Genomic DNA, 26,141 nt, shown 5'->3' on the forward strand with positions numbered 1-26,141 from the left:
AGCAACGCCGGCTTACGCCGGCGTTCCCCTCTCCCCTAGCCCCTCTCCCACGAGGGGAGAGGGGTAGCGCCATTAACCGCGGCTCGGCAGCTCGACGATCGCCACACCGCTGGCCGACAGCTCGTCACGATGCGTGATCGCCTTCTGGCTGATTTCCAGCAGGTGCTTGCCGTCTTCGACGTATTTACGCGTGACCACGCCGTCGATGAAGATCACGTCGCCGTCCGGATTGTGACGACGGATCTGGCACTTGCTCTTGCGCAGGAAGCCTTCGTCGCCGATCCAGTTGGTCAGCTGGTGGGTCAGCCAGGAGCAGCGCTCGGGGCCGTAGTCGTAGGCGCCCGGCGCGCCGACTTCCAGCGCGAAGGCCTCGTCCCAATGCACGCGCTCGGGGCAATCGAGCACGTTGAAGCGGTTCTTGATGCCGGCGCTCGGATGCTTGACCTGCAGCTTGTGCGCGAGCTTGTTGGCGCGGATGTAGAGGCCGCCCCAGCCCTGCGCGTAGCAGATGAAGCCGGTGACCGTCATCGGGCCCTTGAGCATGCGCGGCAGCTCTTCGCCTTCCTTGACGTCTTCCCAATAGCGTGTCTTGGCGCCGCGGATTTCCTCGTTGTCGTAGAGCTTGGCCCATTCCTTGAGCTGCTCGTCCTTGAACGGTTCGACACGGCCGCGCGCCTCGGTGTACTTGGTGCCGCGCTCGCGCGCTTCGTCGCGATCGGTGCGGAACACCCAGGAATCGCATTCGGCGAGCTTGTCGCCGGTCTGGTTGAAGAAGTCGACGTGATAGATCTGCTGGAACGAGCGGCCGGCGAAGCGCGTGTTGTGCTCGACCAGGTCCTTCAGATAGGCCACTGTGGTGAACTCGGTGCCGGCGAGCACCGGCTTGTACCAGGTCCAGTCGGCGCCGGCCCACATCGCGTGCACGCCCGGCAGGCCGCCGCAGTAGCCGGAGACGATGCGGCTGGTCGAGAACAGGAAGCTCGGCAGCGCGACGACCTTGCCGAACTTGGTCTTCGCGGCATAGGCCGGATCGCACCACAGCGGGTTGTCGTCACCGATGCCATGCGCGTAGTGACGAATGTTGTCGCGGTTCGCCTCGAAGTTCCACGGCTCGACCGTGTTCTCGATCTTGACGCCCATGCGCTCGCGCAGATGAGCGAGACCTTCTTCAGTGATTTTGGGAAAGCGGTTTGAACCGTCAGCAGCCATGGTGATTCTCCTTCAGTAATCGTTTACTGGCGTAAAGCCGTGTTTCGTTTCGTGCTTGTCGCCGCGTCTCAGGCCGCGGCTGCCGCCGCGGCGGCGGCTTCGCGATCACGCAGCACCTTGCGGTGAACCTTGCCCGCCGGCGTCTTCGGCAACTCGGCGACGAAGACGACGTGGCGCGGAAATTCGTGCTGGCTGAGGCGCTCGCGCGTGAACGCCTTGAGCTCGTCGCCGAACGCATCGCTGCCGGCGCGATCGCTGACGATGAAGGCCTTGGCGACCTGGCCGCGGGTCGCGTCGGGTACGCCGATGATCGCGGCCTCTTTGACGTCCGCGTGCTTCAGCAGCGTCGCCTCGATTTCAACCGCGCTCATGGTCCAGCCGGCGGAGATGATCACGTCGTCGGCGCGACCGCAGTGATACAGATAGCCTTCGTCGTCGAGCTTGGCGAGATCCTTGGTGGTTTCCCAGTGATCCTTCTTCCACAGCATCAGCTCGCCGGTTTCGCCGGCGGCGGTGGGGCTGCCGTCGGCGCGTTGCACTTCCAGCCTGAGGCCCGGTACCGGCTTGCCCAGCGCGCCGGGCTTGACGGTGAAATCCCGGGCGCCCGGATAGTTCACCAGCACCACGCCGATTTCGGTGGTGCCGTACATGCTGCAGGCCGGAACCTTGAAGTATTCCTCGATGAACTCCAGCGTCGCCGGATCGATCGGCTCGCCGGTGAACGACAGCTTCTGGAAGCAGAACCTGAAGTCCGAAGCCTTGCCGGTGTTCTTCATCATGCGGTAGTGCGTTGCCGCCGCCGACATGTTGGTGATCTTGTAATCCTGCAGCGCCTTGAGCAGACGTACCGCGTCGAAGCGGCCCGAGAAAGTGCCGGTGGTCACGCCCAGCGCGAGCGGCGCCAGCGTGCCGTGCCACAGTCCGTGGCCCCAGGCCGGTGACGACGGACAGAAGAACTCGTCGCCCGGACGGATGCCGGTGCCGTACAGCGCCGCGAACATCAGCGTGACGATCGCCTTGTGCGTGTGCTTGACTGCGGCCGGCAGCTCGCGCGTGGTGCCCGAGGTGTACTGGAACACGGCCAGATCCTCGCCCCGGCTCTTGGGCGAATACGTGGCCGGGTAGGCTTCCAGCGTCCTCAGGAACGCGGCGTCGGCGACGATCACCTTGACGCCGTCGATCTGCCGGGCGATCTCGGCCTTCTCGGCATTGGTGATCAGCAGCTTGGGCTTGCAGTCGTCCAGGCGCAGGCGCAGGCCGTCGAGGCCGAACAGCGTGAACATCGGCACGCTGATCGCGCCGGTCAGCGTGGCACCGAACAGGCTCACGTAGAACGGCAGCGACGGCTCCAGCATGAAGGCGATGCGGTCGCCCTTGTCGATGCCCTGCGCGTCGAGCCAATGCGCGAAGCGCGAGGCGCCGGCGGCGATCGTGTCGAAGCTGAGGATTTCGTCGCTGCCCGCGGAATGCGCGATACGCACCGCGGCGCGGCCATCACCCTTGGCGTGGCGCAGGATGCACTCGTTGGCGATGTTGAAGCTGCCTTCACGGTCGCCGTCGAAAAGCTCCCACAGAGCCTTGGATTTGGCGTGCGCCTGGGCGTCTGCGTAGCTGGTGTAGTCGGTGAGCTTGGCCATCGATGCCGTCGTGTTTCGCCTGAAGCCGCGTGCGGTGCGCCGGGCTTTCGTAGTGCCGAAAGTATGGGGCAGAAAATCGGTTCATTGCAAATACTGAATATAATTCTATATATTGAATAACGAAACGAGAGCTCTTCCCTCCATCCGACAACGGTTCTGCCATGGCTACCAGCAAGCGCGTTGCGCGTCCCGATCGTGATCTCGCCAGCGCCGTCGAGGCGAGCAAGGCACCGGCGATTTCACGCGCCGCCGCCGTGCTGCGCCTGCTCGGCAAGAGCGATACGCCGCTGGGCCTGCAGGCGATCGCGCGCGAACTCGGCCTGGTGCCGAGCACCTGCCTGTACGTGCTGCGCGCGCTGGTCGCCGAGGAATTCGTCGCGCTGGACGCCGACACCAAGCGCTATTCGCTGGAAGCCGGCGTGCTGACGCTGGCTCGCGACTGGCTGCGGCGCGATCGCTTCAACGATCTGGCGCAACCGGCGATCGACCGCATCAGCCGCGCTTTCGACGTCACCGTGCTCGGCGTGCACATCGTCGGCCTGGACCACATCGTCGTCGTCGCGGCCTCGCAGGCCAGCCACAATTTGCAGCTCAGCGCGCAGATCGGCAGCCGTTTTCCGGCGCTGATCAGCGCCACCGGCCGCTGTATCGCCGCGTTCGGCGAACACAGCGAAGCCGAGCTGGAATCGCGTTTCAAGACGCTGCGCTGGGACGAGCCGCCGAGCTTCGACAAATGGAAAGCGCAAGTTGCGCAGACCCGCACCCAGGGCTTTGCGATCGACCAGGGCAACTACATCGCCGGCGTCACCGTGCTCGCCGCGCCGGTATGGAAAACCCGCGCCAAGCTCAGCCACGCGCTGGTCGCGATCGGCATCGGCAGCGCGATGAAGCGCGCCGGTCTTCCGGCCTTGCAGGCGGCGCTGGTGTCGGCGACGCGCGAGCTGTCGAACCAGCTCAGCGGGCTGACCTCGCAGGGCTGATGTGACATCGAGGGTCGGCCGGCTCCCTCGATACGCGCCTGCGGCGCTACCCGGGACGAACGCGGCTTTGCTGGCGCATCGCCTTCGTCGTGGTTCGTAATCTATGGAGCCAAAGTCCGTTCGTCCCGAGTAGCCGCACAGCGGCGTATCGAGGGGCCGGATCGAGCTTCGTCGGCTCCCTCGATAGGCGCCTTCGTCGCTACTCGGGACGAACGGGGTTCGGCTACAGGATCAAGAATCAGCCGCTTTTTCGACGTCGGCAGCCTTCGTTACCTTGGTCGTCGCTGGCAGCACTTTCATGATCACCGAGGCGTCGGCGATCGGACGGCCGGCGACGCTCAGGCGCGCATCCAGGAACAGCATCGTGCGCGTGCGGTGACGCAGCGTCGCCTCGCCTTCGAGCAGATCGCCGACGCGGCCGGCGTCCAGAAAGCGCGTGTCCATCTGTACCGTCACCATGGCTTTTTCGCCGGTCAGCCAGACCCCGATCAAGGTCGCGGTCTGATCGAGCAGCGCCATCAGCGTACCGCCATGGATCACGCCGATCGGGTTGCCATGCTCGGGCCCGGTGCGCAGGCCGTAGCGCCAGCTGTCGCCGTCGCGGCGCGCCAGCAGCGGGCCGATGCGTTGCATCAGGCCGATGGTCTTCAGTTCGCGCCAGCTCTCAGCCGTCAAATCGCTCATCGTTCACCTGCCGGCGCTGTCAAGCCTGCCGCCCGATCCGTCAATGGACGCATAGCATAACGGCGACCCGGCCTGCGTTAAACAACAAAGCTGTTCATTTGCTCCCCAGGCCGGCCGTTTGAAGTAAAGTATTTGCCATGGACGCAGCCGGCTCGTACCGGGAGCACCAACAGAACGACAACAGGAGAACCCATGCCCAAGTTCGATCCGCCATCGGCTGCCATCGCGCTGGAGTTGCAGCAGACGGTATCGGCCTTCGCCTATGAGATCGACACCAACAACGGTCTCGACCTCGCCGATTTCTACGCCGAGGACGGCGTGTTCTTCGTCGGCGACACGCAGTACAAGGGTCATGCGGCGATCAGGAAGTTCTACGCCGACCGCCTGGAGCGCATTCCCGGCCAGCACAAGGACGGTATCCGCGTCGGCACGCATACCTTTCTGAACCTGCGCACGGTGATCAAGGACGCGCAGCATGCGACGGTGTTCTTCACCAACGTCAGCTACGCCGGCGAAGGCCATCCGCCGGTGCGCATGACGATCACGCCGGCGATGATCACCGCCTGCCACATGGATTTTCAGCTGGAAGCAGACGGCGTCTGGCGCATCACTGCCTTCATAGGCAAGCCGCTGTTCATCGGCGACGATCCTTTCACGCGCGCGCAGCTGCTAAAAAACTAAACCGACGACACGCACGCCGCGCCGATCGCGGCGAATGAACCGATAGAGGAGCCGTGGTATGAAGCTGGGTCTGCCGGAAGACAGCCTGCCTGTGCTGGAGATGTTCGAGGGATTCTTCGCCACCGAGTCGACGCCGGCGCGCGTGCGTGCGGCCGAGCCGCTGGGTTTCGACGCGGCGCTGTGGCGCGAGCTGGTCGCGATCGAAGCGCCGTTCATGCGCCTGTCGGCGGATGCCGGCGGTGGTGGCATGAGCCTGTTCGACGCCTGCCTGATGATGGAGCAGGCCGGCCGCCGTCTGGCCTCGGTGCCGCTGGCCGAGGCCGTGGTCGCGCTGCGCGTGCTCGGCGAACTCGGCGGTGACGTGGCCCAGCAATGGATAGCCAAGGTCCGCGACGGCGAAAGCGTATTGACGCTGGCGCTGCACGACGCCAGGCCCGGTGAGACGCAGCTGGTGCCGGGCGCCGCAGTGGCCAGCGGCGTGCTGACGTTCAACGGAAGCGACGTCGCGATCGACATTCCCGCCGCGGCGCTCGCTGCACCGGCAACCCTGTCCGGCGTCGGCATCGGCGTGTTCACGCCGGGGGCCGGCGAGCGCGTCGTCATCGCCAGCGGCGAGCGCGCCGCCGCGGTCTGGGCGGCCGGCATCGAGGAATGGAAGCTGCTGACGTCGGCCGCGCTGATCGGCCTGTCCAAGGAAGCACTGGCGATGGGCGCCGCCTATGCCTGCGAGCGCATCGCCTTCGGCCAGCCGATCGGTGCCAACCAGGGCATCGCCCATCCGCTGGCCGTCGACGCGATCGACGCCGACGGCGCCGGCCTGCTGCTGTACTGGACGCTGCGCGCGATCGCCGACGGCGAGCCTGATGCAGCGGCGACGGTGTCGATGCTGTACTGGTGGAGCGTGCGGACCGCGACCCAGTGCGTCGCGCATTCGCTGCACACCTTCGGCGGCTACGGCCTGTCGGTCGAGTACGACATCCAGCTGTATCACCGCCGCGCCAAGACCTGGGCGCTGGTGCTCGGCGATCCGCAGGCCGAGCTGGTGCGTGCCGGCCGGCGTCTGGTGTTCGGCGAAAAAGCGGTGCTGCCGGATCCGGGCGTCGTCGATGTCGACTTCTATCCGCCGACCACCGGCAAGGAGCTCGCCGACGAAACCCGCGCGCTGTTCCAGCGCATCCTCGATCCGGCCAAGCACAACCTGGTCGATCACAATTTCGAGTCGCACGACTGGGACGTGCACCGCGCGCTCGGCGAAGCCGGCCTGCTGTATCCGGACTGGCCGGTGAAATGGGGCGGCCGCGGCGCGGATGCGGATTCCACGCGCGCCAGCCTGACCGTGTGGCAGGAAGTCGGCTACGCCGGCCTGCCGCGCAGCACCACCTCGATGATCGGCCACGTCGTGCAGAAAACCGGCAAGCCGGAGCTGCAGGAAGAAGTGCTGCTGCGCATGGGCCGCGGCGAAATCAGCGCCTGCCTGGGCTACACCGAACCCTCCGGCGGCTCCGACGTGTTCGCTGCCAAGACCCGCGCGGTGCGCGACGGCGACGGCCCCGACGCCGGGTGGATCATCAACGGCGCGAAGATGTTCACCTCGGGCGCGGAGCTGGCCAGCTACGTGATCCTGATCACCCGCACCGATCCGGACGTGCCCAAGCACAAGGGCATCACCGTGTTCCTGGTGCCGATGGACAAGCCCGGCATCACGATCACGCCGGTGCACACCTTCATGGACGAGCGCACCAACGCGACGTTCTATTCCGACGTGCGCGTCGAGGACAAGTATCGCCTCGGTGAAGTCAACGGCGGCGCCAAGGTGCTGGCGGCGGCGCTGACGATGGAGCAGGGCGGCGGCTACTACCACATCCTGATTCGCGAGATGGCCGACATCGTCGTCGAATGGGCGCGCGGCGAGCAGCGCAACGGCCGGCCGCTGGTCGAGGATTCCAACTTCCTCGCGCGCGTCGCCCGCGCCTACGCCGACAGCCGCATCAGCGAAGTGCTGTCGGGCCGCGTGCTCGGCTCGCGCCTGGCCGGTATTCCCGACCTCGCCTTCGGCCCGGCGTCGAAGGTGTTCTCGACCGAGGCCTTCATCGTCGACTCCGCCGACCTGCTCGATCTGGCCGCACCGCGCTCGCTGCTGCGCGGCCAGGACGGCTTGGGCCTGGTCGAAAAAGGCTATCGTCACTCGACCGCGACCTCGATCTACGGCGGCACCAGCGAAGTGCTGCGCAGCATGGTCGCCGAACGCCGGCTCGGCCTGCCGCGCAGCCGCGCCTGAGTTTCGCAGGGCGGCCCGCGGGCCGCCCCAGGCAAGCGGTCCCGCGATGACCGCCGAAGCGGGGCTGCCGGCGCCGCGCCGCTACGCGGCGATCGCCGCGATTTCGCTCGGCACGATCCTGACCACGGTCGACGGCTCGATCGTCAACGTCGCCTTGCCGACGCTGGCGCGCGAGCTGCACGTGCAGGCGTCGTCGGCGGTGCTGGTGGTCACGGTCTACCAGCTGGTGATGATGATCGCGCTGCTGCCGCTGTCGGCGCTGAGCCAGCGCCTCGGCCAGCGCGCCACCTATCAGTACGGCCAGATGCTGTTCCTGGTCGCGACGCTGCTGTGCTTCTTCGCCAAGAGCCTGCCGGTGCTGGTGCTGCTGCGCGGCCTGCAGGCGCTGGGCGCGGCGGCGGCGATGAGCGTGGTCGCCGCGCTGATCCGCGCGATCTACTCGCCGTCCCAGCTCGGCCGCGGCCTGAGCTTCAACACCGTGATCGCGACCACCGCGGCCTCGGCGGCGCCGATCATTGGCGGCGCGGTGCTGTCGGTCGCGCGCTGGCCCTGGCTGTTCGCGATCGTGATTCCGTTCGGCCTGCTGTCGATCGCCATCGGCCGCCGCACCCTGCCCGAGGGCGGCGGCCGCAAGGCGCCCTACGACCTGCTCGGCGCGCTGCTGAGCGCGGTGATGTTCGGCCTGCTGGTGTCAGGCCTGGAGATGGGTGTACACGGCGACGCGCCGCTGATTGCGGCCGCGCTGCTGACGCTGGGCCTGGCCGTCGGCATCGGCTTCGTGCGCTGGGAACGGCGCCAGGCCAACCCGGTGCTGCCGATCGACCTGCTGCAGCTGCGCACCATCGCGCTGCCCTGCCTGGGCTCGCTGTTCGGCTATGTCGCGATGATGATGCTGAACGTGGCGCTGCCGTTCCGGCTGCAGCAGCAGTTCCATTTCAGCCCGGCCGCGGCCGGCGCGGCGCTGGCGCCGATCCCGATGATGATGATGGTGGTCGCGCCAGTCGCCGGGCTGTTGTCGGATCGCATTCCGGCGAGCCTGCTCGGCGCGATCGGCATGGTCATCGGCGCGCTCGGCCTGGGCAGCCTGGCCTTGCTGCCGAATGCGCCCGGCGCATTCGACGTGATGTGGCGCGTCGCCGTCTGCGGCCTGGGCTTCGGCATGTACTTTCCGCCGAACGCACGGCAGGTGGTCGGCGCCGCGCCGATCGCGCGCGCCGCCGCGGCCGGCGCGCTGTACTCGACGATACGCGGCGTCGGCCAGACGCTGGGCGCGACCACGGTCGCGGCACTGCTGGCGCTGGGTGTCGGCACCGGCGCGGCGCCGTCGCTGATCGCCGCCGCGCTGGCGCTGATCGCGGTGCTGTGCAGCCTGCTGGTGCTGCGAACGTCTGCACCAACACCCGTTCGTCCCGAGTAGCCTCGCTTGCGAGGCGTATCGAGGGACCCGACCGCGATCCGGTCCCTCGATACGCCGCTAAAGCGGCTACTCGGGACGAACGGCGTGCGGAGCCACGAAGCGCGGCCGTCCCAGCGTCGCCAGCGCCAGGCTGCTGAGCGCCATCAGCGCCATCGTCAGCAGCAGGAACGGCGCGTAGCCGCCGTAATGATCGAAAGCCGCACCCGCGGCCAGCGGCCCGAACGCGCTGCCCAGCGCCAGCGCGCCGGTGATCGCGCCGAACAGCACGCCGAAGTGCTTGAGGCCGAAGTGCCGCGACGTCAGGTACGCGATCACGTCGACTTCGGCGCCCAGCGTCAGGCCGAACGCGGCTGCGGCCAGCGACTGGCTCAGCGGATTGGCGCCGTCGAAATACAGCAGCGCGCTGGCGACGATGGGCAACAGGAACACCGCGGCGCCGACGCGATGCGCCGGCAGCCGGTCCAGCAGAAAGCCGGTGCCGAGGCGGCCGAGCAGCGAGAACAGGCCGACCAGCGAGGCGACGCCGGCCGCGGCAAGCGGATCGGCGCCGCGATCCTTCAGGATCGGCACGAAGTGCACGACGATGCCGAGCGCGGTGAACGTGAACAGGCCGCTGGCCAGCAGCAGCCTGTAGAACGCCGGTGAGCGCAGACCTTCACGCACGCTGACGCCGGGCAGCGCACCGGCCGCAGCCCGCGACGCGACGCTGCGCCGCAACGGGCCGTCCTGCGCGCCGCGGAAGAACAGCAGCATCACCGGCAGCACCACCGCGGCCCAGATGCCGCCCATCGCCGCGAATGCATTGCGCCAGCCGTAGGCGCCGATCAGAGCCGTCGACAGCACCGGAAATACCGCCGCGCTCAGCGAAGCGCCGGACAAGGTGATCGCGAACGCCAGGCCGCGCGACTGCTCGAAGCGGCTGCCGACTGCGCTGGTCCACACCGTCGCCTGCAGCCACAGGTTGGCGAACGCGATCAGGCACCACAGGCCCAGCCAGTTGGCGGTGCTGCCGGTGGCGGTGCCGAGCATCGCGAACGCGCCGGTCATCAGCAGCACGCCGATCAGCCCGACGATGCGCGGGCCGAGCCTGTCGACCAGCAGGCCGATCGGAATGCTCAGCGCGGCGCCGGCCAGGCCGGCGATGGTGATGCCGCCGGAAATCTGCGCGCGCGACCAGCCGAACTCCTGCTGCAGCGGTGCGACGAAGGCGCCGATGCCGTAGGTGTGCAGCACCGCGGTGGAATAGCCGATCGCGGCGGCCACGGGCAGCGTGCCGAACTGCCGCCATTCCTTGAAGGCACTGTTGGACGTGCTCATTGTGGTTCTCTCCTTGAGGTCGGCGGGTCATGCCCCGCGCTACGACCGCATGATCGTCATGCCCGCGAAGGCGGGCATCCAGTTCCCTCGCGGATCGAACGACGCTGTGCCTTGCAGGACTGGATTCCCGCTTTCGCGGGAATGACAGACTAAGCCTTGAAGCTTTCGATCGGCTCGATCGCCTTCATCATCACCAGCGGAATTTCGCGCTGCGTCGAGGCCTGGTAGCTCGCGAACGGCGGAAATACACCGACCATGAAGTCCCAGACGCGCTGGCGCTCTGCACCGGCGGCCGCTTCGCGCCAGCTGGCGCGGAACGCCTGCGTCGCGACCTGGAAATCCAGCTGCGGTGTCTCGACCAGGTTCAGATACCAGGCCGGATGATGATCGGCGCCGCCCTTGGAGCCGACGATCACCACCTCGCCGCCGATGTCGCCGTAGATCAGCGGCGTGATGATGGTCTTGCCGCTCTTGCGGCCCCGATAGCGCAGCAGCAGCGTCGTCGTGAACGGATGGCCGCCGATGTCGTGCACGTCGACGATGTGGCCGCTGGCGCCGCCGGACTCCAGATACATCTCCAGATGCTCGGTCTTCCAGTCGCGCCGCGCTGCGGCGATCGTGGCGCTGCTTTCGTTGCTCATCGGCTGCTCTCCCCGTCGGCGCGGCTTTTCTACGGCGCGTAGCCCAGCATCGACTTCACTTCCAGGTATTCGTGGAAGCCGAATTCGCCCCATTCGCGGCCATTGCCGCTCTTCTTGTAGCCGCCGAAGGGCGCGTGGAAGTCGTAGCCGCCGTTGATCGAAATCCAGCCGGTGCGCATGCGCCTGGCGACCGCGTTGCAGGCCGCCGCATCGGCGCCGTTGACGTAGCCGGCGAGACCGAAGTCGGAGTCGTTGGCGATCGCCACCGCATCGTCGACATCGTCGTAGCCGATCACCACCAGCACCGGCCCGAAGATTTCCTCGCGCGCGATGCGCATGCTGTTGCTGACGTTGCCGAACACGGTCGGCTTGACGTACCAGCCCTTGCTCAAACCCTCCGGGCGACCGGCGCCGCCGGCGACGATCTTCGCGCCTTCGCCGACGCCGGTCTCGATGTATTCCTGGATGATGTTGTACTGCGCCTTGGACACCACCGGGCCCATCGCGACGTTGCCCTTGGGGTCGCCGACGGTGACGCCTTCGGCCGCGGCTTTCGCTGCTTCCAGGGCTTCGGCCATGCGCTTTTTCGGCACCAGCAGCCGCGAACCGGCGCTGCAGGTCTGGCCGGAGTTGATCATCATCGACGAGGTCGCGCTGGCAACGTTCTTGGCCAGATCGGCGTCGTCGAGCACGACGAAGGCGCTCTTGCCGCCGAGTTCCTGGCAGACGCGCTTGACGCCCGGCGCAGCGTTCTTCGCGATCTCGACGCCGACGCCTTCGGAGCCGGTGAACGAAATCAGGTCGACGTCCGGATGCGTCGACAGCGCGGTGCCGATGACGGCGCCGCTGCCCTGCAGCATGTTGAACACGCCTTTCGGCACGCCAGCCTTGTCGAGAATTTCAGCGAAAATCTGCGCGGAATACGGCGCCAGCTGCGGCGGCTTCAGGATCATCGTGCAGCCGGTGGCCAGCGCCGGGAACACCTTGACCGCGATCTGGTTCATCGGCCAGTTCCACGGCGTGATCAACGCGCACACGCCGATCGGTTCCTTGGCGATCAAGGTCGCGCCGCGCTGCTCGCTGAACTTGAATTCCTTCAGCACCTCGATCGCGGTGGCCAGATGGCCGGCGCCGAGCGCGGTGTGGAAGCCCTGGGCAAGGCCGCTGGGCGCGCCCATTTCTTCCATGATCGCGTCGCCGATTTCGGTCTGGCGTTTCGCGTACTCGGCCTGGATCGACTGCAACACGTCGAGACGCTGCTCGCGCGTGGTCTGTGACCAGCTGGCGAAGGCCTTCTTCGCCGCGGCCACGGCCTTGTCGACATCGGCAGCCGAGCCCAGCGAGATCCTGCCGCTGACCGCTTCGGTTGCCGGGTTGATCACCTCGGCGGTTTTCGGCGTGGACGGCGCGACCCACTGGCCGTCGATGTAGAACTTCAGGTATTCACGCATTTCTCTCTCCAGAATTTTTCTGGAATTTCTCCAGAATTTTTTTGCGCGCCGCGGGGCGCCACCACAACGCAAAAGGCCGCCAGCTTGCGCGTGGCGGCCTTTTTGCCTTACTGCGTGCCTTCGGCGTACCAGGTGCGGAAACGCGCGTAGTTCGGCGTATCCAGGTTCTGGTTGCCGCCGTGGTTGACGACCGGGTCGATCGGCACGTGGATGACCGTCGGCTTGCCGCTTTCGAAGGCGGCGGCGACGGCCTTGCTGATGTCTTCGCCCTTCTCCACGTAGACGCCTTCGCAGCCCAGGCCCTTGGCGATCTGGTCGAAGCGCACGTCCTTGCTCCAGTGCACGCCGGGCTCGGTGGTGTTGCCGTGGCCGAAGGTGCGCTTGTAGACGCCCACCTCCAGACCCCAGGAGTTGTCGACGCCGACGACGACGACCAGCGGCAGATTGAAGCGGTGTGCCACTTCGAGATCGCTGACGTGGTACAGGAACGCCGAGTCGCTGGTGGTCAGCAGCACCGGGCGCTTGCCGCCGTCGGCGATCGACGCGCCGATGGCATAGCCGAGGCCGGTACCGAGACAGCCGAAGTTCTGGTTCCAGACCACGTCATGCGGTTTGGACTGCAGATACGTCCAGGTGAAGATCACGGTGCAACCGCCGTCGCGCGCATGGATCGCGTTCTTCGGCATCGCCTTGGTGGCTTCGATGACCCACTGGCCGGTGTGCACGCGGCCGCTCTCGGTTTTGAACTCCTGCTTGGCCAGCCCGGCGAGGCGGTCCGCATCTTCCTTGATCCAGCGCTTGAGGTCCGGGTGCTCCTTGCGCGGGCTGCCCTTGAGTGCGGCGGAAAGCTGCGGCACCACGGTGCGCAGATCGCCCACCAGCGGCACGTCGATCGGACGGTTCTGGCCGATGGCTTCGGCATCGAGTTCGACGTAGATCCACTTGCGATCGGTGTTGCCCTTGGTCCACAGGTGACCGCGGCCGTAGTGCACCGGCTCGCCGATCTCGGTGCCGATGGCGACGACGACATCGGACTTGGCGACGATCTCGTCACCCACGTCGGAGAACAGATACGGGAAGCTGCGGTCTTCGACACCTTCGATGAAGGCGGTGCCGCCCGACGTCTGCAGGATCGGGCAGCCCATCAGCTCGGCCAGCTCGCGCACCTTCTGGCCGGCGCGCGTGCACTGCACCGCGTGACCGACCAGCAGCACCGGGCACTCGGCGCCCTTGATCAGCTCGGCGGCCTTGGCGATCGCGTTACCGTCCGCACCCGGCTCGAACAGGCGATACGAGGACGGCGGCAGCGCCGGCGGCACGTCCAGCTCCTGCTGGATGACGTGGGACGGATACTCGATGTAGACCGGACCCGGCGTGCCGGACTGGCAGACACGCAGTGCGTGGCGAACGATTTCGTCGGTCTGCTCGGCGTACTCGATGCTCGCGCTCCACTTCACCGAGTTCTCGAACAGCGGCTCCTGCTGGATGAACTGGATGCGGCCGCGGCGCACGCGCTGCTCGGTGATGCGCGCGCGCTGTCCGCCGAGGTAGATCACAGGCGTGTTTTCGACCAGCGAGGTCATCATCGAGCCGGCGGTCAGTGCAATGCCCGGGCCGAGCGTGGCGATACACAGCGCCGGGCGGCCGGTCATGCGCGCATAGCCTTCGGCCATGAAGCCGGCCGACAGCTCGTGGTGCGGCGTCACGACGGTCCAGCCGCGCTTCTCGGCTTCGACGAACAGATGCACGAAGTTGGGATCCGGGATGCCGAAAACGGCGTTGATGCCCTCGGCTTCGAGCAGTTCCAGGATGCGCTGGTAAACCTTCACCTTGCCACGCTCGCCGGAAGCGACGGCAGCGGCAGGGGTTTTTTCTTCTCCGTACATTCTCTTCTACCTTTGACTGATTCGGTTGAACTGCTGATGAGCTGAGCTAGCGTGATTGACCGGCCTGCGTTGGATCGGCGTCGGCGAGCAGCTGCAGATCGCCCGCTCCCATGTACTGCGCCAGATTGCGGTGGAAGTTGGTCACCTTGCGTTCCTGGTGCGGATTCGGCAGCGTGCCGCGGAAGCCGCGCGAACGCAGGCCGCGCTGCACCGCCGCCATGTTCGAGAAATCCTGCGCCAGCACCTTGCCCCATTTTTCCGCGGTCGGATCGGCGTAAACCCATTGCGTCTTCGGTTCTTCGCCGGGAGGAAAACGCTCGATCGCGAACGACTCGAAAATGCATTTGTTCGGATCGTCGCCGTAGGGCCGCGCGCGATAGCACAACGCGAACGTGATGCCCTGCAGGATCGACATGTTCGGGAAAATGCTCCAGGCCAGGCCGGCCTCGGACATCTGCTCCGGCGTGATCGTCGGCCAGTCGATGCCGCGCGCCGCGTCATCGGCTTTCGCGGAGGCCAGCCAGTGTTTGATCACCTCGCCGGCCGGCGTGCCTTCCGGCAGCTCGTCGACCAGGCGCCTGGCCGCGTTCACCAGCGTCTCGGTGGTGCTGGCCTTGTTGACGGTCGTATAGATTTCGTTCTGCAGCTCGTAGGTCGACACGCGCGGGTCCTTGCCCTTGCCGGCGCGCGTGATCGTGCTGCTCTGCTTCATCTTCATGGCCGGGTCGCGCTCGTCGAAGCCGCTGACGCCATGCAGTCTGTGCGCCTTGCTGTAGGCGTAATACTGGCCGTAGGCGAGCAGCTGCGGATGCGTGCCCTCGACGTGATACGGCTCCATGAACGCCTCGATCGCGGCTTTCCAGTTGCAGTCGAAGATCACCCACTGGCGCCACTTGTAGCGCATCTTCTCGAACGAAAACGGATCGAGAATCGACGCGGCCGGCTCCAGGTATTGGCGCAGCGGCACGCAGTTGGGATCCATGTTGATGAAGATCCAGCCGCCCCAGGTGTCGACGCGCACTTCGTTCAGATGCGTGCGTACGTCGGTCAGCGCACCTTTCCAGTCGCCCTCGTCGAGCTTGAAGGTGCAGTTGCCGTCGAGGTCGTAGCGCCAGCCGTGGAACGCGCAGACGAACATCTTGCGTTTGCCGCAGGCGCTGTGCTGCCCGGGCTGCACGTCGACCAGCTGACGGCCGCGATGCGAGCAGACATTGTGATACGCCTTGATCGTGCTCTCGCCGGTGCGCACCACCAGGATCGAGTCGCTGCCGACCTCGTAGCTGATGTAGTTGCCGATCTCCGGAATCTCTTCGACGCGACCGGCGTGCTGCCAGACTTTGGCCCACAGCCGGTCGCCTTCCTGGCGCGCGTATTCCGGCGAAACATAGGCATCCGCCGGGAACGTCAGCGGCTCGGCCAGATCTTCGACCTTGAACGCGGTGTGATCGCCGGCGCCGATATTCACAGAATAATTCACGATGTTCTCCTGTCTTCCGATGCCGCGGATCTGCACCGATGTCCGCTGCCGATCATGCGCCGCAATCAGCGCTCGACGACCAGACCCTGCATGTCGCCCTGGTCGCGCCAGTCCGCCATCAATTTCTGGAACGCATCCCAGCCCAGACCGTAGCCGCGGAACAGCGCCCACTTCGGCCGGTCTTCGCCCTCGTTGTTGAAATAGCCCGGCGGGCAGGCGTTCTGAAACTCCGAGAAATCGATCTCCAGTTCGCGGAAGTGCCGCACGTAGTCATCCTGCGCCTGCTGGCTCGGCTCCACCACCTTGAGTCCGCGCTTCAGCGACTCGGAGATGATGTAGGCGATATGCCGGCCCTGCTCGCCGAACTGCTCGGTCACCGAGGCGTTCAGGCCGCCCTGGATGTAGCCGATGTAGAACTGGTTGGGAAAGCCGTGCGTCATCGTGCCGTGCAAGGTCGACGGACCTTCCGACCAGTGTTCGTAGATCGACTTGCCGCCGCGGCCGGCGACGGTGTCCATGCCCCAGCGGCGCTCGAGATCGCTGGTGACTTCAAAGCCGCTGGCGAAGATCATGCAGTCGACTTCGTATTCCTTGCCGTTGGCGATGAAGCCCTTGGCGGTCATGCGCTGCACGCCCTTGGTTTCGGCGACGTCGATCAGCTCGACGTTGGGACGATTGAAGGCCGGATAGAACTCGTCGCTGGACAGCGGCCGCTTGCACAGGAAACGGTAGTAGGGCTTCAGCGATTCCGCGGTGGCCGGATCCTTGACCGCGGCGTCGACACGGCGGCGCAGCCGCTCCATCACGCGATAATCGATGACTTCGCGCCTGGCCATGAACTGCTCCATGCTCAGCGCAGGCCAGCCTTCGGCCTGCATCTCGGCCTGCAGATTGCGGTTCATCTCGGTCCAGATGTCGCAGATCAGGTCCGGCTCGCCGGGGCGCAGGCCTTCCATCGCGGCGTGATGGAAATTGACCTTGCGCTCCATCTGCCAGCCGGGCTGCAGCGTTTTCTGCCACTGCGGATCGGTGGGCGGATTCGGCCGCTCGTCGACGCTCGACGGCGTGCGCTGCACCACGTAGAGCTGCTTGGCGTACTTGGCCAGATGCGGCACCGCCTGGATCGCGGTGGCGCCGGTGCCGACGATGGCGACGCGCTTGTCCTTGAGCTTGTCCAGCTCGGGCTGGCCGTAGCCGCCGCCGGTGTAGGCGTAGTCCCAGCGCGCGGTGTGGAACATCTTGCCCTGGAACTGATCCATGCCGGCCAGGCTCGGCAGCTTGGGCATGTTCAGCACGCCACAGGCGAGCACGACGAAACGTGCGCGGATGTCGTCGCCGCGATTGGTGCCGACGCGCCAGCGCTGCAGCCGATCGTCCCAGCGCAGCTCGCTGATCAGCGTGTGGAACAGGGCCTTGTCGGCGAAGCCGAATTTCTCGGCGATGGAGCGGCAGTACTTCTGGATCTCCCAGCCGTCGGCGAATTTCTTCGACGGCATGAAGCCGGTTTCTTCCAGCAGCGGCAGATAGCAGTAGGACTCGTTGTCGCACTGGATGCCGGGATAGCGGTTCCAGTACCAGACGCCGCCGAAATCACCGGCGGTGTCGACATTGCGCAGACTGGTGACGCCGGCCTGGCTCAGGTGATACGAGGCCATGATGCCGCCCCAGCCGCCGCCCAGCACCAGCACGTCGAGATCCTCGGACAGCGGCGCACGCGGCTGCATCGGCATATGCGGGTCGGCTTCGAAGCGGGCGACCGAACCGCCGGTGGGGCGCACATACTGCTGCTGCCCCTCGGGACGCACGCGCTTGTCGCGCTCGAGGCGGTATTTCTCGCGCAGCGCAGGAATATCGATGTCCTGCGGCGTCTGCGTCGGCTGACACTGCATATGCGGCTTCTCCATCCGTCTAATCAACGATGCTGTTTATTTCAACTGCGGCAACTTTATATCATCTCGGACCATTTAGCAGGCGAAAAGCCGGCGGCAGCGTCACTGCCGCAGCGCACAAGACTTTCAATCGGTTGAAGGCGGATGAGGCGCGATGCCTGGCCCACGGGGCGGCCCCCGGTCGCGGGCAAGCCCGCTCCTACAGGGACATCACGGCGGTGCTTCGGCCGGTTCGAGGGCGGGCGGCGGCGGGCCGAGGCTGAACAGCGAGGCGGCGCTGGTCGCCAGCAGCGCGATGGTCAGCATCAGGAACGGCGCGTAGCTGCCGTAGTGATCGAACACCGAGCCGGCCGCGAGCGGGCCGAACGCGGTGCCGAAAGCCAGCGCCATCTGCAGCACGCCGTACAGCGCACCGAAATTCTTCAGGCCGAAATGCCGGGCCGCCAGGTAGGCGATCACGTCGACTTCGGAGCCGACCGTCAAGCCGATCGCGGCGGCGGCGAAGCCCTGGCTGACCGGGTTGGCGCCGTCGAGCAGCAGCAGCGCGCAGGCAATGATCGGAATCAGGAAGGCGATCGCGCCGACCTTGTGCCCCGGGAAACGATCCAGCAGCAGGCCGGTGCCGAGGCGGCCGACGATGGAGAAGATGCCGATCAGCGAGGCGATGCCGGCGGCTTTCAACGGCGCCGCGCCGGCGTCGGTCAGGATCGGCACGAAATGCACCAGCGCGCCGATCAGCGTGAACGAGAACAGGCCGCAGGCCAGCAGCAGTTTGTACAACACCGGTGAGCGCAGGCCTTCGGCCAAGCTGATGCCGCTGCGCACGGCGGGCGGCGGCGCGGCCGTCGCCGCGCGGCCAGCGTCACGCGCGCCACGGAACAGCAGCAGCAGCAGCGGGAACACCAGCAGCGCCCAGATGCCGGCCATCGCCCCGAACGCCGGGCGCCAGCCGTAGCGGCCGATCAGCCAGGTGCCGAGCATCGGGAAAATCGTCGCGGCCACCGAAGCGCCGGACAAGGTGATCGCGAACGCCAGTCCGCGTGAGCGCTCGAAGCGGCTGGCGACCGCGCTGGTCCACACCGTCGCCTGTACCCAGAACGTGCCGACCGCGACCACCGCCCACAGCATCAGCCAGTTCGCGGTGCTGCCGCTGGCCGTGCCGAGCAGGGCGAACGCGGCGCACATCGCCAGCACGCCGATCAGGCCGACGCGGCGCGGTCCGATGCGATCCACCAGCATGCCCACCGGAATGCAGAAGATCGCGCTGACGATGGCCGACACGGTGATGCCGGCCGCGATCTGCGCACGCGACCAGCCGAACTCCTGGTGCAGCGGCGCGATGAACGGGCCGATCGAATAGACATGCAGCACCGAGGTGGCGTAACCCAGCGCCGCCACCACCGGCAGAAACCAGTAGCCGCGCCATTCGGAAGCGGTGGTGTTGCCTGTCGCGTTCATGCTCGTCGCCTCGTCGGCCGTGGTTCCTTAAGCGAAAGCTTCTTCGCCTGCGAGCTTGGTCCGGTGCAGCATGCGGCCGGATTTGGGATCGTAAGGCGTGGCGCGATGCATGGTGCCGGTGTTGTCCCAGATCACCAGGTCGCCGACCGACCAGACGTGGCGATAGACGAACTGCGGCTTGGTGGCCCAGTCGCGCAGCTGCACCAGCAGCTCGGCGCTTTTCTTGAAATCCATGTCGACGACGTGGCGCGCGGTGGCACCGATGACCAGCGACTTGCGGCCCGAGCGGTGCTTCCACACCAGCGGCAGTTCGCGGTCGCCGATGCGCATCATGCCGCGCAGGGTTTCGATGCTCGGTTCCGGGTCGTAGTAGTACAGCGTGTTCCAGGCCGAGTGCATCACGCGCAGCGCGTCGATCTGCGCTTTTTCTTCCTCGGGCAGATCGTCGTAGGCAGCGTAGGTATTGGCGAACTCGGTGTCGCCGCCGCCGGTCGACGGCAGCGTCTTCATCGACAGCAGCGAGGCCAGGATCGGCACGTCGTTCATGGTGCCGTCGATATGCCAGTACAGCGAGCCTTTCAGGTAATCGGCGAGCTTGTTGGCCTTGGTATCCAGCGTCACCTTGTAGATGATTTCGCCGGCCATTTCCGGCGCGAAGTTGCCGAGCGTATTGGTGAACGCGACCTGCTCTTCGTCGTTGAACATGATCTTCGGGAACACCAGCACGCCGCGCTGCTCCAGCAGCTCGCGCAGCTTGCCGGCGTATTCACCGCTGAGCAGCGTCGCCTTGTCCGAGTTGATTTCGGTGGCGATGCGCGGCGTCAGATCCCGAGTCGAAAAAACCATGCTGCAAGTCTCCTGCTGTGTGGATACCGGTCTGCGCCCCGCGGGCCGCCGGCTCGTCGTTGATGAGGGGGTTTTGCTGCCGCTACTTGAGCTTCTTCGGCTCGTCGATGCCCAGATATCGGGCCAGGTTGCGATGCAGGTTGGCGATGGTGCGTTCGCGATACGGATTCGGCTTAGGCCCCTTGAAGCCGCGCGATTTCATGCCCTGCTGCACCGCCGCCATGTTGGAGAAATCCTGAGGCAGCACGGTGCGCCAGCGCGGATCGCCGACCGGCGTGTATTCCCATTCGGCTTTCGGTTCTTCGCCGCTCGGATACAGCTCGTACACCGCGACCTCGAAAATGCACCGGTTCGGGTCCATGCCGTACGGCTTGAAGTTGTAGCAGAGCATGTTGTTGACGGCGTGGCCGATCTGGAAGTTGGGGAAGATCTGCCAGGCGGTGCCGCTCTTGCCGACATGCGCCGGATCGACCTGGGGCCAGAACACGCCGCGCGCCTCGTCGTCGCGCCGCGCGCTCGCCAGCCAGTGCTGCAGCACCTCGCCCGGCGGCGTGCCTTCGGGCAGCTCGTCGACCAGGCGCTGCGCCGCGTCGACCAGGGTCTTGGTGGTGTTGGTATTGACCTGCTCCCAGGTGAAGGTCTGCATCAGCGCGGTGGAGATGCGCGCGTCGCCGCTGCCGATGCGCAGCTTGGCCTGTTGATTCGCGTCCATGTTCTTGGGCGCGTCGTAGCCGATGTTGCTGTGCTTGCCCTGCGCGCGCGCCCAGCCCTGGAACTGGCCGAACTGCATGAACTCCGGATGCGTCACGTCGACGTGGTAGATCTCGTTGAAGGCTTCGGCCGAGACTTTCCAGTTGCAGTCGAAGATCACCCACTTGCGCCAGCGCGCGCGCATGTTCTGCAGCTGGAACGGATCGAGCATGCTCGCCGCCGGCTCCAGATAGGCACGCAGCGGCTCGCAGTCCGGATCCAGGTTGATCCACAGCCAGCCGCCCCAGGTATCGACTTTGACTTCGCCGAGGCGGGTGTTTTCCGGCGTCAGCGCACCGCCCCAGTCGTCCTTCTCACGAATCTGCGTGCACTCGCCGTTCAGATCGAACGTCCAGCCGTGGAACGGGCAGACGAAACTGCGGCGCTTGGTGCAGGCGCCCTTGGCGCCGGCCGGCGTGTCGATCAGCTTGCGGCCGCGATGCGTGCAGACGTTGTAGAACGCCTTGAACTGTTCGGCGGCGGTGCGCACGACGATGATCGAATCGTCGAGGATGTCGTAGGTCAGCACGCTGCCGACATTGGGAATGTCCTCGACACGCCCGACCTGCTGCCAGACCTTGCACCAGAGCCTGTCGCGTTCGGCGCGCACGTAGGCTTCGGAGGTATAGGCATCGACGCCGAACGTGACCGCTTCGGACAGCTCCTCGGCGGCCCGGGATGCGGTCCTGTTGTCGGTCTCGGCGGTTTCGCTCATGGCGCCCTCCAAAGGCGGTGAAACGGGCAGCGATCGGTCACCGCCGTATTTTTTATCGTGCCGATATTGGTCGCTCGGGCCGAAGTAAGTCAACAGTAGTGATTACTAAGACCGCAGCCGGGAACGGCCGCGAACAACGGCCTAAGTCGACGGCGTCAGCACCAGCCGGGGAATCGTGTTGTGCAGACCGACCGGCGAATCGTGCTCGTCGACCAGGCACACCGGGTTGCTGTTGGACGCGAACAGCCGGCGCTCGTCGGCGAGGCGCGCCTGCAGCATTTCCGGATTGGCCAGGCCCTTCATCGCCGCGTCGAAATCGGCGCGGCTGTTCCACCATATTTCCATCACGCAGTCGTAGCCCGGATCGATCACTTCGCCGGTCAGCGGGTTCGGCACCGGCGTCAGGTAGCGGCGCACATAGCGCTGCGCGTTCGGCAGCGCCGGCTTGGCGCCCAGGCGCCGGCTCAGCTGCGTGTGCTGGGTTTCGTAGTAGTCCATGAACTGCTCGCGGCTCATGTCGGCGCGCTTTTTCAGAAATACGATCTGCTTGAGCATGGCCCGCTCCTTACGCCGGGCGCAGCGCCAGCACGCTGCCTTCCGCGTCGGCCGAGAAATACAGCCGGCCATCGGCGCCGGCAGTGATACCGGCGAACGGTCCCATCGGCCCGGACATGGTGCCGATCGCGCCGAGGAACTTCGGCGTCACGCCCGGCGGCGCACCGACCGGCAATTGCGAGGCGATCACGCGGCTGCGGCCGCTGGCCGGATCGCATTCGAGAACCTGTTTGGCGCCGGCATCGACGATGTACAAACGCCCGCCGGACAGCGCCAGCCCCTGTGGCTGCTGCAGGCCGTCGAGTACGGTTTCGGCGCGGCCGCCGACCAGCTTGACCACGCGGCCGCCGGCGGATTCGGCAACGTAGACCACCGCATCGGCCGACACCGCGACGCCGGACGGCAGCTTCAGGCCGGTCGCGAGCGTCTCGACATTGCCACCCTGCAGCGACACCACGCGGCCGCTGCCCTGCTCGACCGCAATCACCGCGCCGCGCGGCGCGATCGCGACGCCATAGAGCTGGTCGAAACCGCCGGCGATGATCTCGCTGCGCTGCTGCGCGGGCCAGTAGCGCGCGACGTCGCCGTTGGCGGTGGTGATGACGAATTCGCCGGCCGCGGCCGCGGCGACGCCACGCGAATAGCCCGGATAGCCCGGCGTGAACAGCATGCCGACCAGCTCGCGGGGCTGGCCCGGGCGCAGCGTGTACGAGAACGGCCCGTCGGCGACGTACATCAGCCCGTCGCTATCCATGGCCAGACCCAGCGGCCAGCTGAAGCCGTCGGGCACCAGGTCCCGGGTCTTGCCGTCGCCGAGAATTTCGGTGACGTAGCCGGAAATGTTGGAGACGAACATCCGCGTGCCGACGAAGGTGACGTTGTCCAGGCCCGGCGTCAGCTGCGCGAGCACGGTCTTGTCGCCGCTGCGCGGGTCGATGCGCAGCACCTGGCCGCTGTGCACCTGCGTCGAGACGATGAAACCCCGGGCATCGAACTTGACCGAATCCGGCACGCCCAGGTCTTTGGCCACCACCTCCGGTGCGCCGCTGCCGTCGAGGCTGATGCGCCAGATTTCGTTGGTGCCCATCACCGGGAAGTAGAGCTTGCCATCGGGCCCGACGTCGAATGCGTTCGGCATCGGCACGTTGTCGAGCAGCAGCCGCGGCGCTCCGCCGTCCAGATCCAGCTGCATGATGCGGCCGCCGACCCGGCACTCGCCGGCGATCAGCTGGCCGTTGTGAAACGTGATCGGATTGGCCACCGGCATGTCGCCGTAGACCACGCGCGTATGGCCGTTGGGCTCGCGCACGCTGACGCGGCCCTCGGTGATTTCGGTCGCATACAGATTGCCGGCGGGATCGAACACCAGATCGTCCGGCGCGACGATGTCGCCGCCCTTGGGGCTGATCGCCTCGATCGCGCCGGTGTCGACATCGATCGCGCTGATCTGGCTGCCGGAAACCTGGGCGACGTAGATGCGGCCATCAGGACCGGTGCGCAGGCCGTTGGCGCCGAACAGCCGGCTCGGCGCGGTCATCCGCTCCAGCGTCCAGCCGGCGGCGGAGAGATAAGTCGTCGTCGTCGTAAAACGCCCGCTTTGCTGCGCCATCTGCCGCTCTCCTCGATCCGCCGTGTGCATCCTGTCGTGGTCTTGTGGCCGGGCCCGCCGGCTGTCGCCGGCTTGAGCGCATTCCATTTATGCCTCGATCATCAACATGGTTGTCCACTAGCGTCCGGGTTTCAACTTCTTTTTGCTGCACCTGCCGGAGTCGGTCGCTTCACCACAGCGGCGGCAGGCTGAACGTGGTCAGCGCCTCGATGCCGAGCCTGTCCGTCGCGGACACCGGCGGGCGGCTCATTTTTTCATGCTGCCGGCCATCGCCATCAGCGCCTGAGGCCGTGGCATCGCCAGCAATTGTTCGAAGCTCGCCCGGTAGTGCTCGCTGGGCAGATACACCGGGCCGTTGTCCAGGTTCTGCAGCGCCAGCGCAGCGACTTCGCCGGGCGACATCAGGTTGCGCAAGGTCGCCGGATCGATGCCCTGCAGCCGCGGCGCCTCGGTGTCGGTGGCGCCGGGGCACAGCGTCAGCACGCTGATGCCTTCGGGCGTCAGCTCGGCCCACAAGCCTTCGCCGAGGCTGTTGACGAAGGCCTTGGTCGCCGCATACGTGGTCGAGTAGGGACAGCCGATCAGGCCTTCCACCGAGCTGGTGAACAGCAGGCCGCCACGGCCGCGCTGGCGTAGCCGCGGCACGAAGGCGCGTGCGAGCAGCAGCGGCGTATGGCAGTTGACCATCAGCATCTCGGACAGCTGCGCCGCGTCGCCGCTGTCGAACGCGCCCTTGAAGCCGAAACCGGCGTTGCTGACCAGCAGGCCGATGTCGAGCGCGGCGCAGGCATCGGCAATGCGGCTCACCGCGTCGGGCGCGGACAGGTCGGCCTCGCAGACGCTGACTTCGACGCCGTATTCGGACGCCAGGCGCGTCGCCAATTCATCCAGGCGCTGGCGCCGGCGTGCGACCACGACCAGATCCATGCCCTTTTCCGCCAGCTGCTGCGCGAACGCGGCGCCGATGCCGGAAGAGGCGCCGGTGACCAGCGCCACCGGGCCGTAGCGTCCGACGAAGGCCGCGTCGCTCATCGAGTTGACTCCATCGCTTAGTGGGCGACATCCGGTTGGAGCCGCCGCAATCCATGAGCTTGGCGCAGCACGCGTGTTGCGCCAAGCACGGATGACGTCGACAGCCGGCCACAATGACGATACGCGGTCTCGCATCGCACCACGGCGCGATGCCGGCACACGATGGTGCTAGGCTGCCGTCGGCCAGCCGCGCGCCCTCAACAGGAACCCGCCACACCCATGAGAATCGACCGCAGGCGGCTGCAGCGCCCGGGCTTTGTGTTTGCCTGCGAGATCCAGACGCGCTTTGCCGACGTGGACAAGATCGGCCACGTCAACAACGTCGCGATCGCGTCGATTTTCCAGGAAGGCCGCAATCGCTTCATCCACGCCAGCGGCATCTACCCTCTGGCGCAATGCGATCTGGTGGTGGCCAGCGCCAGCTTCGAGTACGCCGGCGACCTGTTCCATCCCGAGCCGATCGAGATTGCGGTCGGCGTCATCGAGATCGGACGCAGCTCGTTGCGCATCGGCCAGATCGCCTGCCAGCACGGCCGCATCGGCGCCTACGCCGAGGTGGTGCAGGTGGCGCGCGACGCCAACGGCGCCATCGCGTTGCCGCAGGCCTGGCGCGCACCGCTCGAGGCGCAGAAGATCATCGTGGCCTGAGACGCGGAGCGAACCGGCGTGAGCGAGGAAACCGGCAACCGCATCATCGATCTGATCAATTTCTTCGCCGCGCATCCGACCGAGGCGTTCACCTTGTCGGACGTGGTCGAACATCTGCCGATCAGCCTCGGCTCCGCGCACCGCGCGCTGAAGGCGCTGACCGACGCGCGCTACCTGTCGCGACATCCCAGGCACAAGACCTATTCGCTGGGGCTGACCCTGGTCGCGATCGGCCAGGCCGCGCTGGAACGGCACCCGGCGGTCAGCCTGGCCCGCGAGGAAATGTCGCGGCTGACCGCGGAGCTCGGCCTGCAATGCGTGGCCACCACGCGCGTCGACGACGAGCTGGTGTCGCTGGTCAAAACCGGCGTACCGCCGGGCGATCACGGCATTCGCCGCGCCGGCGAGCGCCGGCCTTTCATCCCGCCTCTGGGCCTGGGCCATGTCGCCTGGGCCGGTGCAGAGACAACCGCTGCGTATCTCGCCCGCGGCGCCGCGCGGCCCGATCATCCGACGCACGGCTTCCTGCTCAAATCACTGGAGGTGATACGCCAGCGCGGCTATGCGATGGCCGCCAACGGCCCGGCCGTGCGCTCGGTGTGGCAGGCGATCTGGGATCAGGCGGCCCGTCTGCGCGACGAGCGCTACTGGGAACAGATGCGTCGCCTGCTCGCAGGCCTGTCCCGCGACGAGCTGCAGCTGCTGACGCTGGACCAGCCCGGCGCGATCCGGCTGGCCTATATCTCGGCGCCGGTGTTTTCGCCTGGCGGCGAGGTGCTGCTGTCGATTTCGATGTCGGGCTTCGCCGAGGAGCTCGATGCGGATACGGTGTCGCGGCATGTCGAGCGTCTTTGCGCGGCAGCAGCGACGGTCACGCAGCAAATTCACGGACAGCTGCCACGCTAACCGCGCTGTCATGGCCGCGAACGCGGCAATGACCCGTGTGGCACTGTGAATAACTTTTCCAGATATGACGTTGTG

General features: G+C 66.5%; 21 protein-coding genes. 6 read left to right on the forward strand and 15 right to left on the reverse strand.

Annotation, left to right across the window (positions count from 1 at the left end):
- Window positions 1-72: 72 nt before the first annotated feature.
- On the reverse strand, window positions 73-1,209 hold the full coding sequence (locus ACQZF9_RS19165) for an FAS1-like dehydratase domain-containing protein (protein WP_428310565.1): 1,137 nt from the start codon (window positions 1,207-1,209) through the stop codon (window positions 73-75).
- Window positions 1,210-1,277: 68 nt separating this feature from the next.
- A complete protein-coding gene (locus tag ACQZF9_RS19170; protein WP_428310566.1) occupies window positions 1,278-2,846 on the reverse strand; it encodes an acyl-CoA synthetase in 1,569 nt (522 codons plus the stop codon).
- Between the two features lie 161 nt (window positions 2,847-3,007).
- On the opposite strand from ACQZF9_RS19170, the gene ACQZF9_RS19175 reads away from it, so the two are divergent.
- Complete coding sequence (locus ACQZF9_RS19175) at window positions 3,008-3,826, forward strand: IclR family transcriptional regulator (RefSeq protein WP_428310567.1); 819 nt, start codon at window positions 3,008-3,010, stop codon at window positions 3,824-3,826.
- Window positions 3,827-4,057: 231 nt separating this feature from the next.
- On the opposite strand, the gene ACQZF9_RS19180 is transcribed toward ACQZF9_RS19175, so the two are convergent.
- Entirely contained in the window at window positions 4,058-4,510 is a 453-nt protein-coding gene (locus tag ACQZF9_RS19180; RefSeq protein WP_428310568.1) for a PaaI family thioesterase, read from the reverse strand.
- 192 nt (window positions 4,511-4,702) lie between these two features.
- Between ACQZF9_RS19180 and ACQZF9_RS19185 the strand changes: the two genes are divergently transcribed.
- The 3 genes from ACQZF9_RS19185 to ACQZF9_RS19195 are packed head-to-tail and all read left to right on the forward strand — an operon-like array spanning window position 4,703 to window position 8,886.
- Window positions 4,703-5,191, forward strand: coding sequence for a YybH family protein (locus ACQZF9_RS19185; protein WP_428310569.1), 489 nt, complete (start codon window positions 4,703-4,705; stop codon window positions 5,189-5,191).
- A gap of 58 nt (window positions 5,192-5,249) precedes the next feature.
- Window positions 5,250-7,469, forward strand: a complete 2,220-nt coding sequence (locus tag ACQZF9_RS19190) for an acyl-CoA dehydrogenase family protein (RefSeq protein ID WP_428310570.1) — start codon at window positions 5,250-5,252, stop codon at window positions 7,467-7,469.
- 46 nt (window positions 7,470-7,515) lie between these two features.
- Window positions 7,516-8,886, forward strand: a complete 1,371-nt coding sequence (locus ACQZF9_RS19195; protein ID WP_428310571.1) for an MFS transporter — start codon at window positions 7,516-7,518, stop codon at window positions 8,884-8,886.
- Between the two features lie 66 nt (window positions 8,887-8,952).
- Here the strand turns inward: ACQZF9_RS19195 and ACQZF9_RS19200 are convergent, their stop codons facing one another.
- The 12 genes from ACQZF9_RS19200 to ACQZF9_RS19255 all read right to left on the reverse strand — a co-directional run bounded on the left by ACQZF9_RS19200 (window position 8,953) and on the right by ACQZF9_RS19255 (window position 24,512).
- On the reverse strand, window positions 8,953-10,203 hold the full coding sequence (locus ACQZF9_RS19200; RefSeq protein ID WP_428310572.1) for an MFS transporter: 1,251 nt from the start codon (window positions 10,201-10,203) through the stop codon (window positions 8,953-8,955).
- A 149-nt stretch (window positions 10,204-10,352) separates the two neighbouring features.
- Window positions 10,353-10,844 (reverse strand): nitroreductase/quinone reductase family protein, encoded by a 492-nt coding sequence (locus tag ACQZF9_RS19205; protein WP_428310573.1) that lies wholly within the window; start codon window positions 10,842-10,844, stop codon window positions 10,353-10,355.
- A gap of 29 nt (window positions 10,845-10,873) precedes the next feature.
- Window positions 10,874-12,295 carry an aldehyde dehydrogenase family protein gene (locus ACQZF9_RS19210; protein WP_428310574.1) on the reverse strand — a complete coding sequence of 474 codons (1,422 nt, stop codon included), beginning with the start codon at window positions 12,293-12,295 and terminating at the stop codon, window positions 10,874-10,876.
- A gap of 107 nt (window positions 12,296-12,402) precedes the next feature.
- A complete protein-coding gene (locus tag ACQZF9_RS19215; RefSeq protein ID WP_428310575.1) occupies window positions 12,403-14,181 on the reverse strand; it encodes a thiamine pyrophosphate-binding protein in 1,779 nt (592 codons plus the stop codon).
- Window positions 14,182-14,227: 46 nt separating this feature from the next.
- On the reverse strand, window positions 14,228-15,658 hold the full coding sequence (locus tag ACQZF9_RS19220) for an aromatic ring-hydroxylating oxygenase subunit alpha (RefSeq protein ID WP_428310576.1): 1,431 nt from the start codon (window positions 15,656-15,658) through the stop codon (window positions 14,228-14,230).
- A 65-nt stretch (window positions 15,659-15,723) separates the two neighbouring features.
- Window positions 15,724-17,547 (reverse strand): flavin-containing monooxygenase, encoded by a 1,824-nt coding sequence (locus ACQZF9_RS19225; protein ID WP_428310577.1) that lies wholly within the window; start codon window positions 17,545-17,547, stop codon window positions 15,724-15,726.
- A 210-nt stretch (window positions 17,548-17,757) separates the two neighbouring features.
- The gene (locus ACQZF9_RS19230) at window positions 17,758-19,005 is read right to left on the reverse strand and encodes an MFS transporter (RefSeq protein WP_428310578.1); all 1,248 of its coding nucleotides are present in this window, start codon (window positions 19,003-19,005) and stop codon (window positions 17,758-17,760) included.
- 27 nt (window positions 19,006-19,032) lie between these two features.
- Window positions 19,033-19,851, reverse strand: a complete 819-nt coding sequence (locus tag ACQZF9_RS19235) for a TauD/TfdA dioxygenase family protein (protein WP_428310579.1) — start codon at window positions 19,849-19,851, stop codon at window positions 19,033-19,035.
- 82 nt (window positions 19,852-19,933) lie between these two features.
- Complete coding sequence (locus ACQZF9_RS19240) at window positions 19,934-21,316, reverse strand: aromatic ring-hydroxylating oxygenase subunit alpha (protein WP_428310580.1); 1,383 nt, start codon at window positions 21,314-21,316, stop codon at window positions 19,934-19,936.
- Between the two features lie 141 nt (window positions 21,317-21,457).
- On the reverse strand, window positions 21,458-21,871 hold the full coding sequence (locus ACQZF9_RS19245; protein WP_428310581.1) for an EthD domain-containing protein: 414 nt from the start codon (window positions 21,869-21,871) through the stop codon (window positions 21,458-21,460).
- Window positions 21,872-21,881: 10 nt separating this feature from the next.
- Window positions 21,882-23,480, reverse strand: a complete 1,599-nt coding sequence (locus tag ACQZF9_RS19250) for an SMP-30/gluconolactonase/LRE family protein (RefSeq protein WP_428310582.1) — start codon at window positions 23,478-23,480, stop codon at window positions 21,882-21,884.
- 246 nt (window positions 23,481-23,726) lie between these two features.
- Window positions 23,727-24,512, reverse strand: a complete 786-nt coding sequence (locus ACQZF9_RS19255; protein ID WP_428310583.1) for an SDR family NAD(P)-dependent oxidoreductase — start codon at window positions 24,510-24,512, stop codon at window positions 23,727-23,729.
- Window positions 24,513-24,731: 219 nt separating this feature from the next.
- Between ACQZF9_RS19255 and ACQZF9_RS19260 the strand changes: the two genes are divergently transcribed.
- Together ACQZF9_RS19260 and ACQZF9_RS19265 are read left to right on the forward strand one after the other, a co-directional pair.
- Window positions 24,732-25,160 carry an acyl-CoA thioesterase gene (locus tag ACQZF9_RS19260; protein WP_428310584.1) on the forward strand — a complete coding sequence of 143 codons (429 nt, stop codon included), beginning with the start codon at window positions 24,732-24,734 and terminating at the stop codon, window positions 25,158-25,160.
- 18 nt (window positions 25,161-25,178) lie between these two features.
- Window positions 25,179-26,066 carry an IclR family transcriptional regulator gene (locus ACQZF9_RS19265; protein ID WP_428310585.1) on the forward strand — a complete coding sequence of 296 codons (888 nt, stop codon included), beginning with the start codon at window positions 25,179-25,181 and terminating at the stop codon, window positions 26,064-26,066.
- Window positions 26,067-26,141: the final 75 nt, after the last annotated feature.

Source organism: Hydrocarboniphaga sp., assembly GCF_965279055.1.
Classification (GTDB): Bacteria; Pseudomonadota; Gammaproteobacteria; order Nevskiales; family Nevskiaceae; genus Hydrocarboniphaga.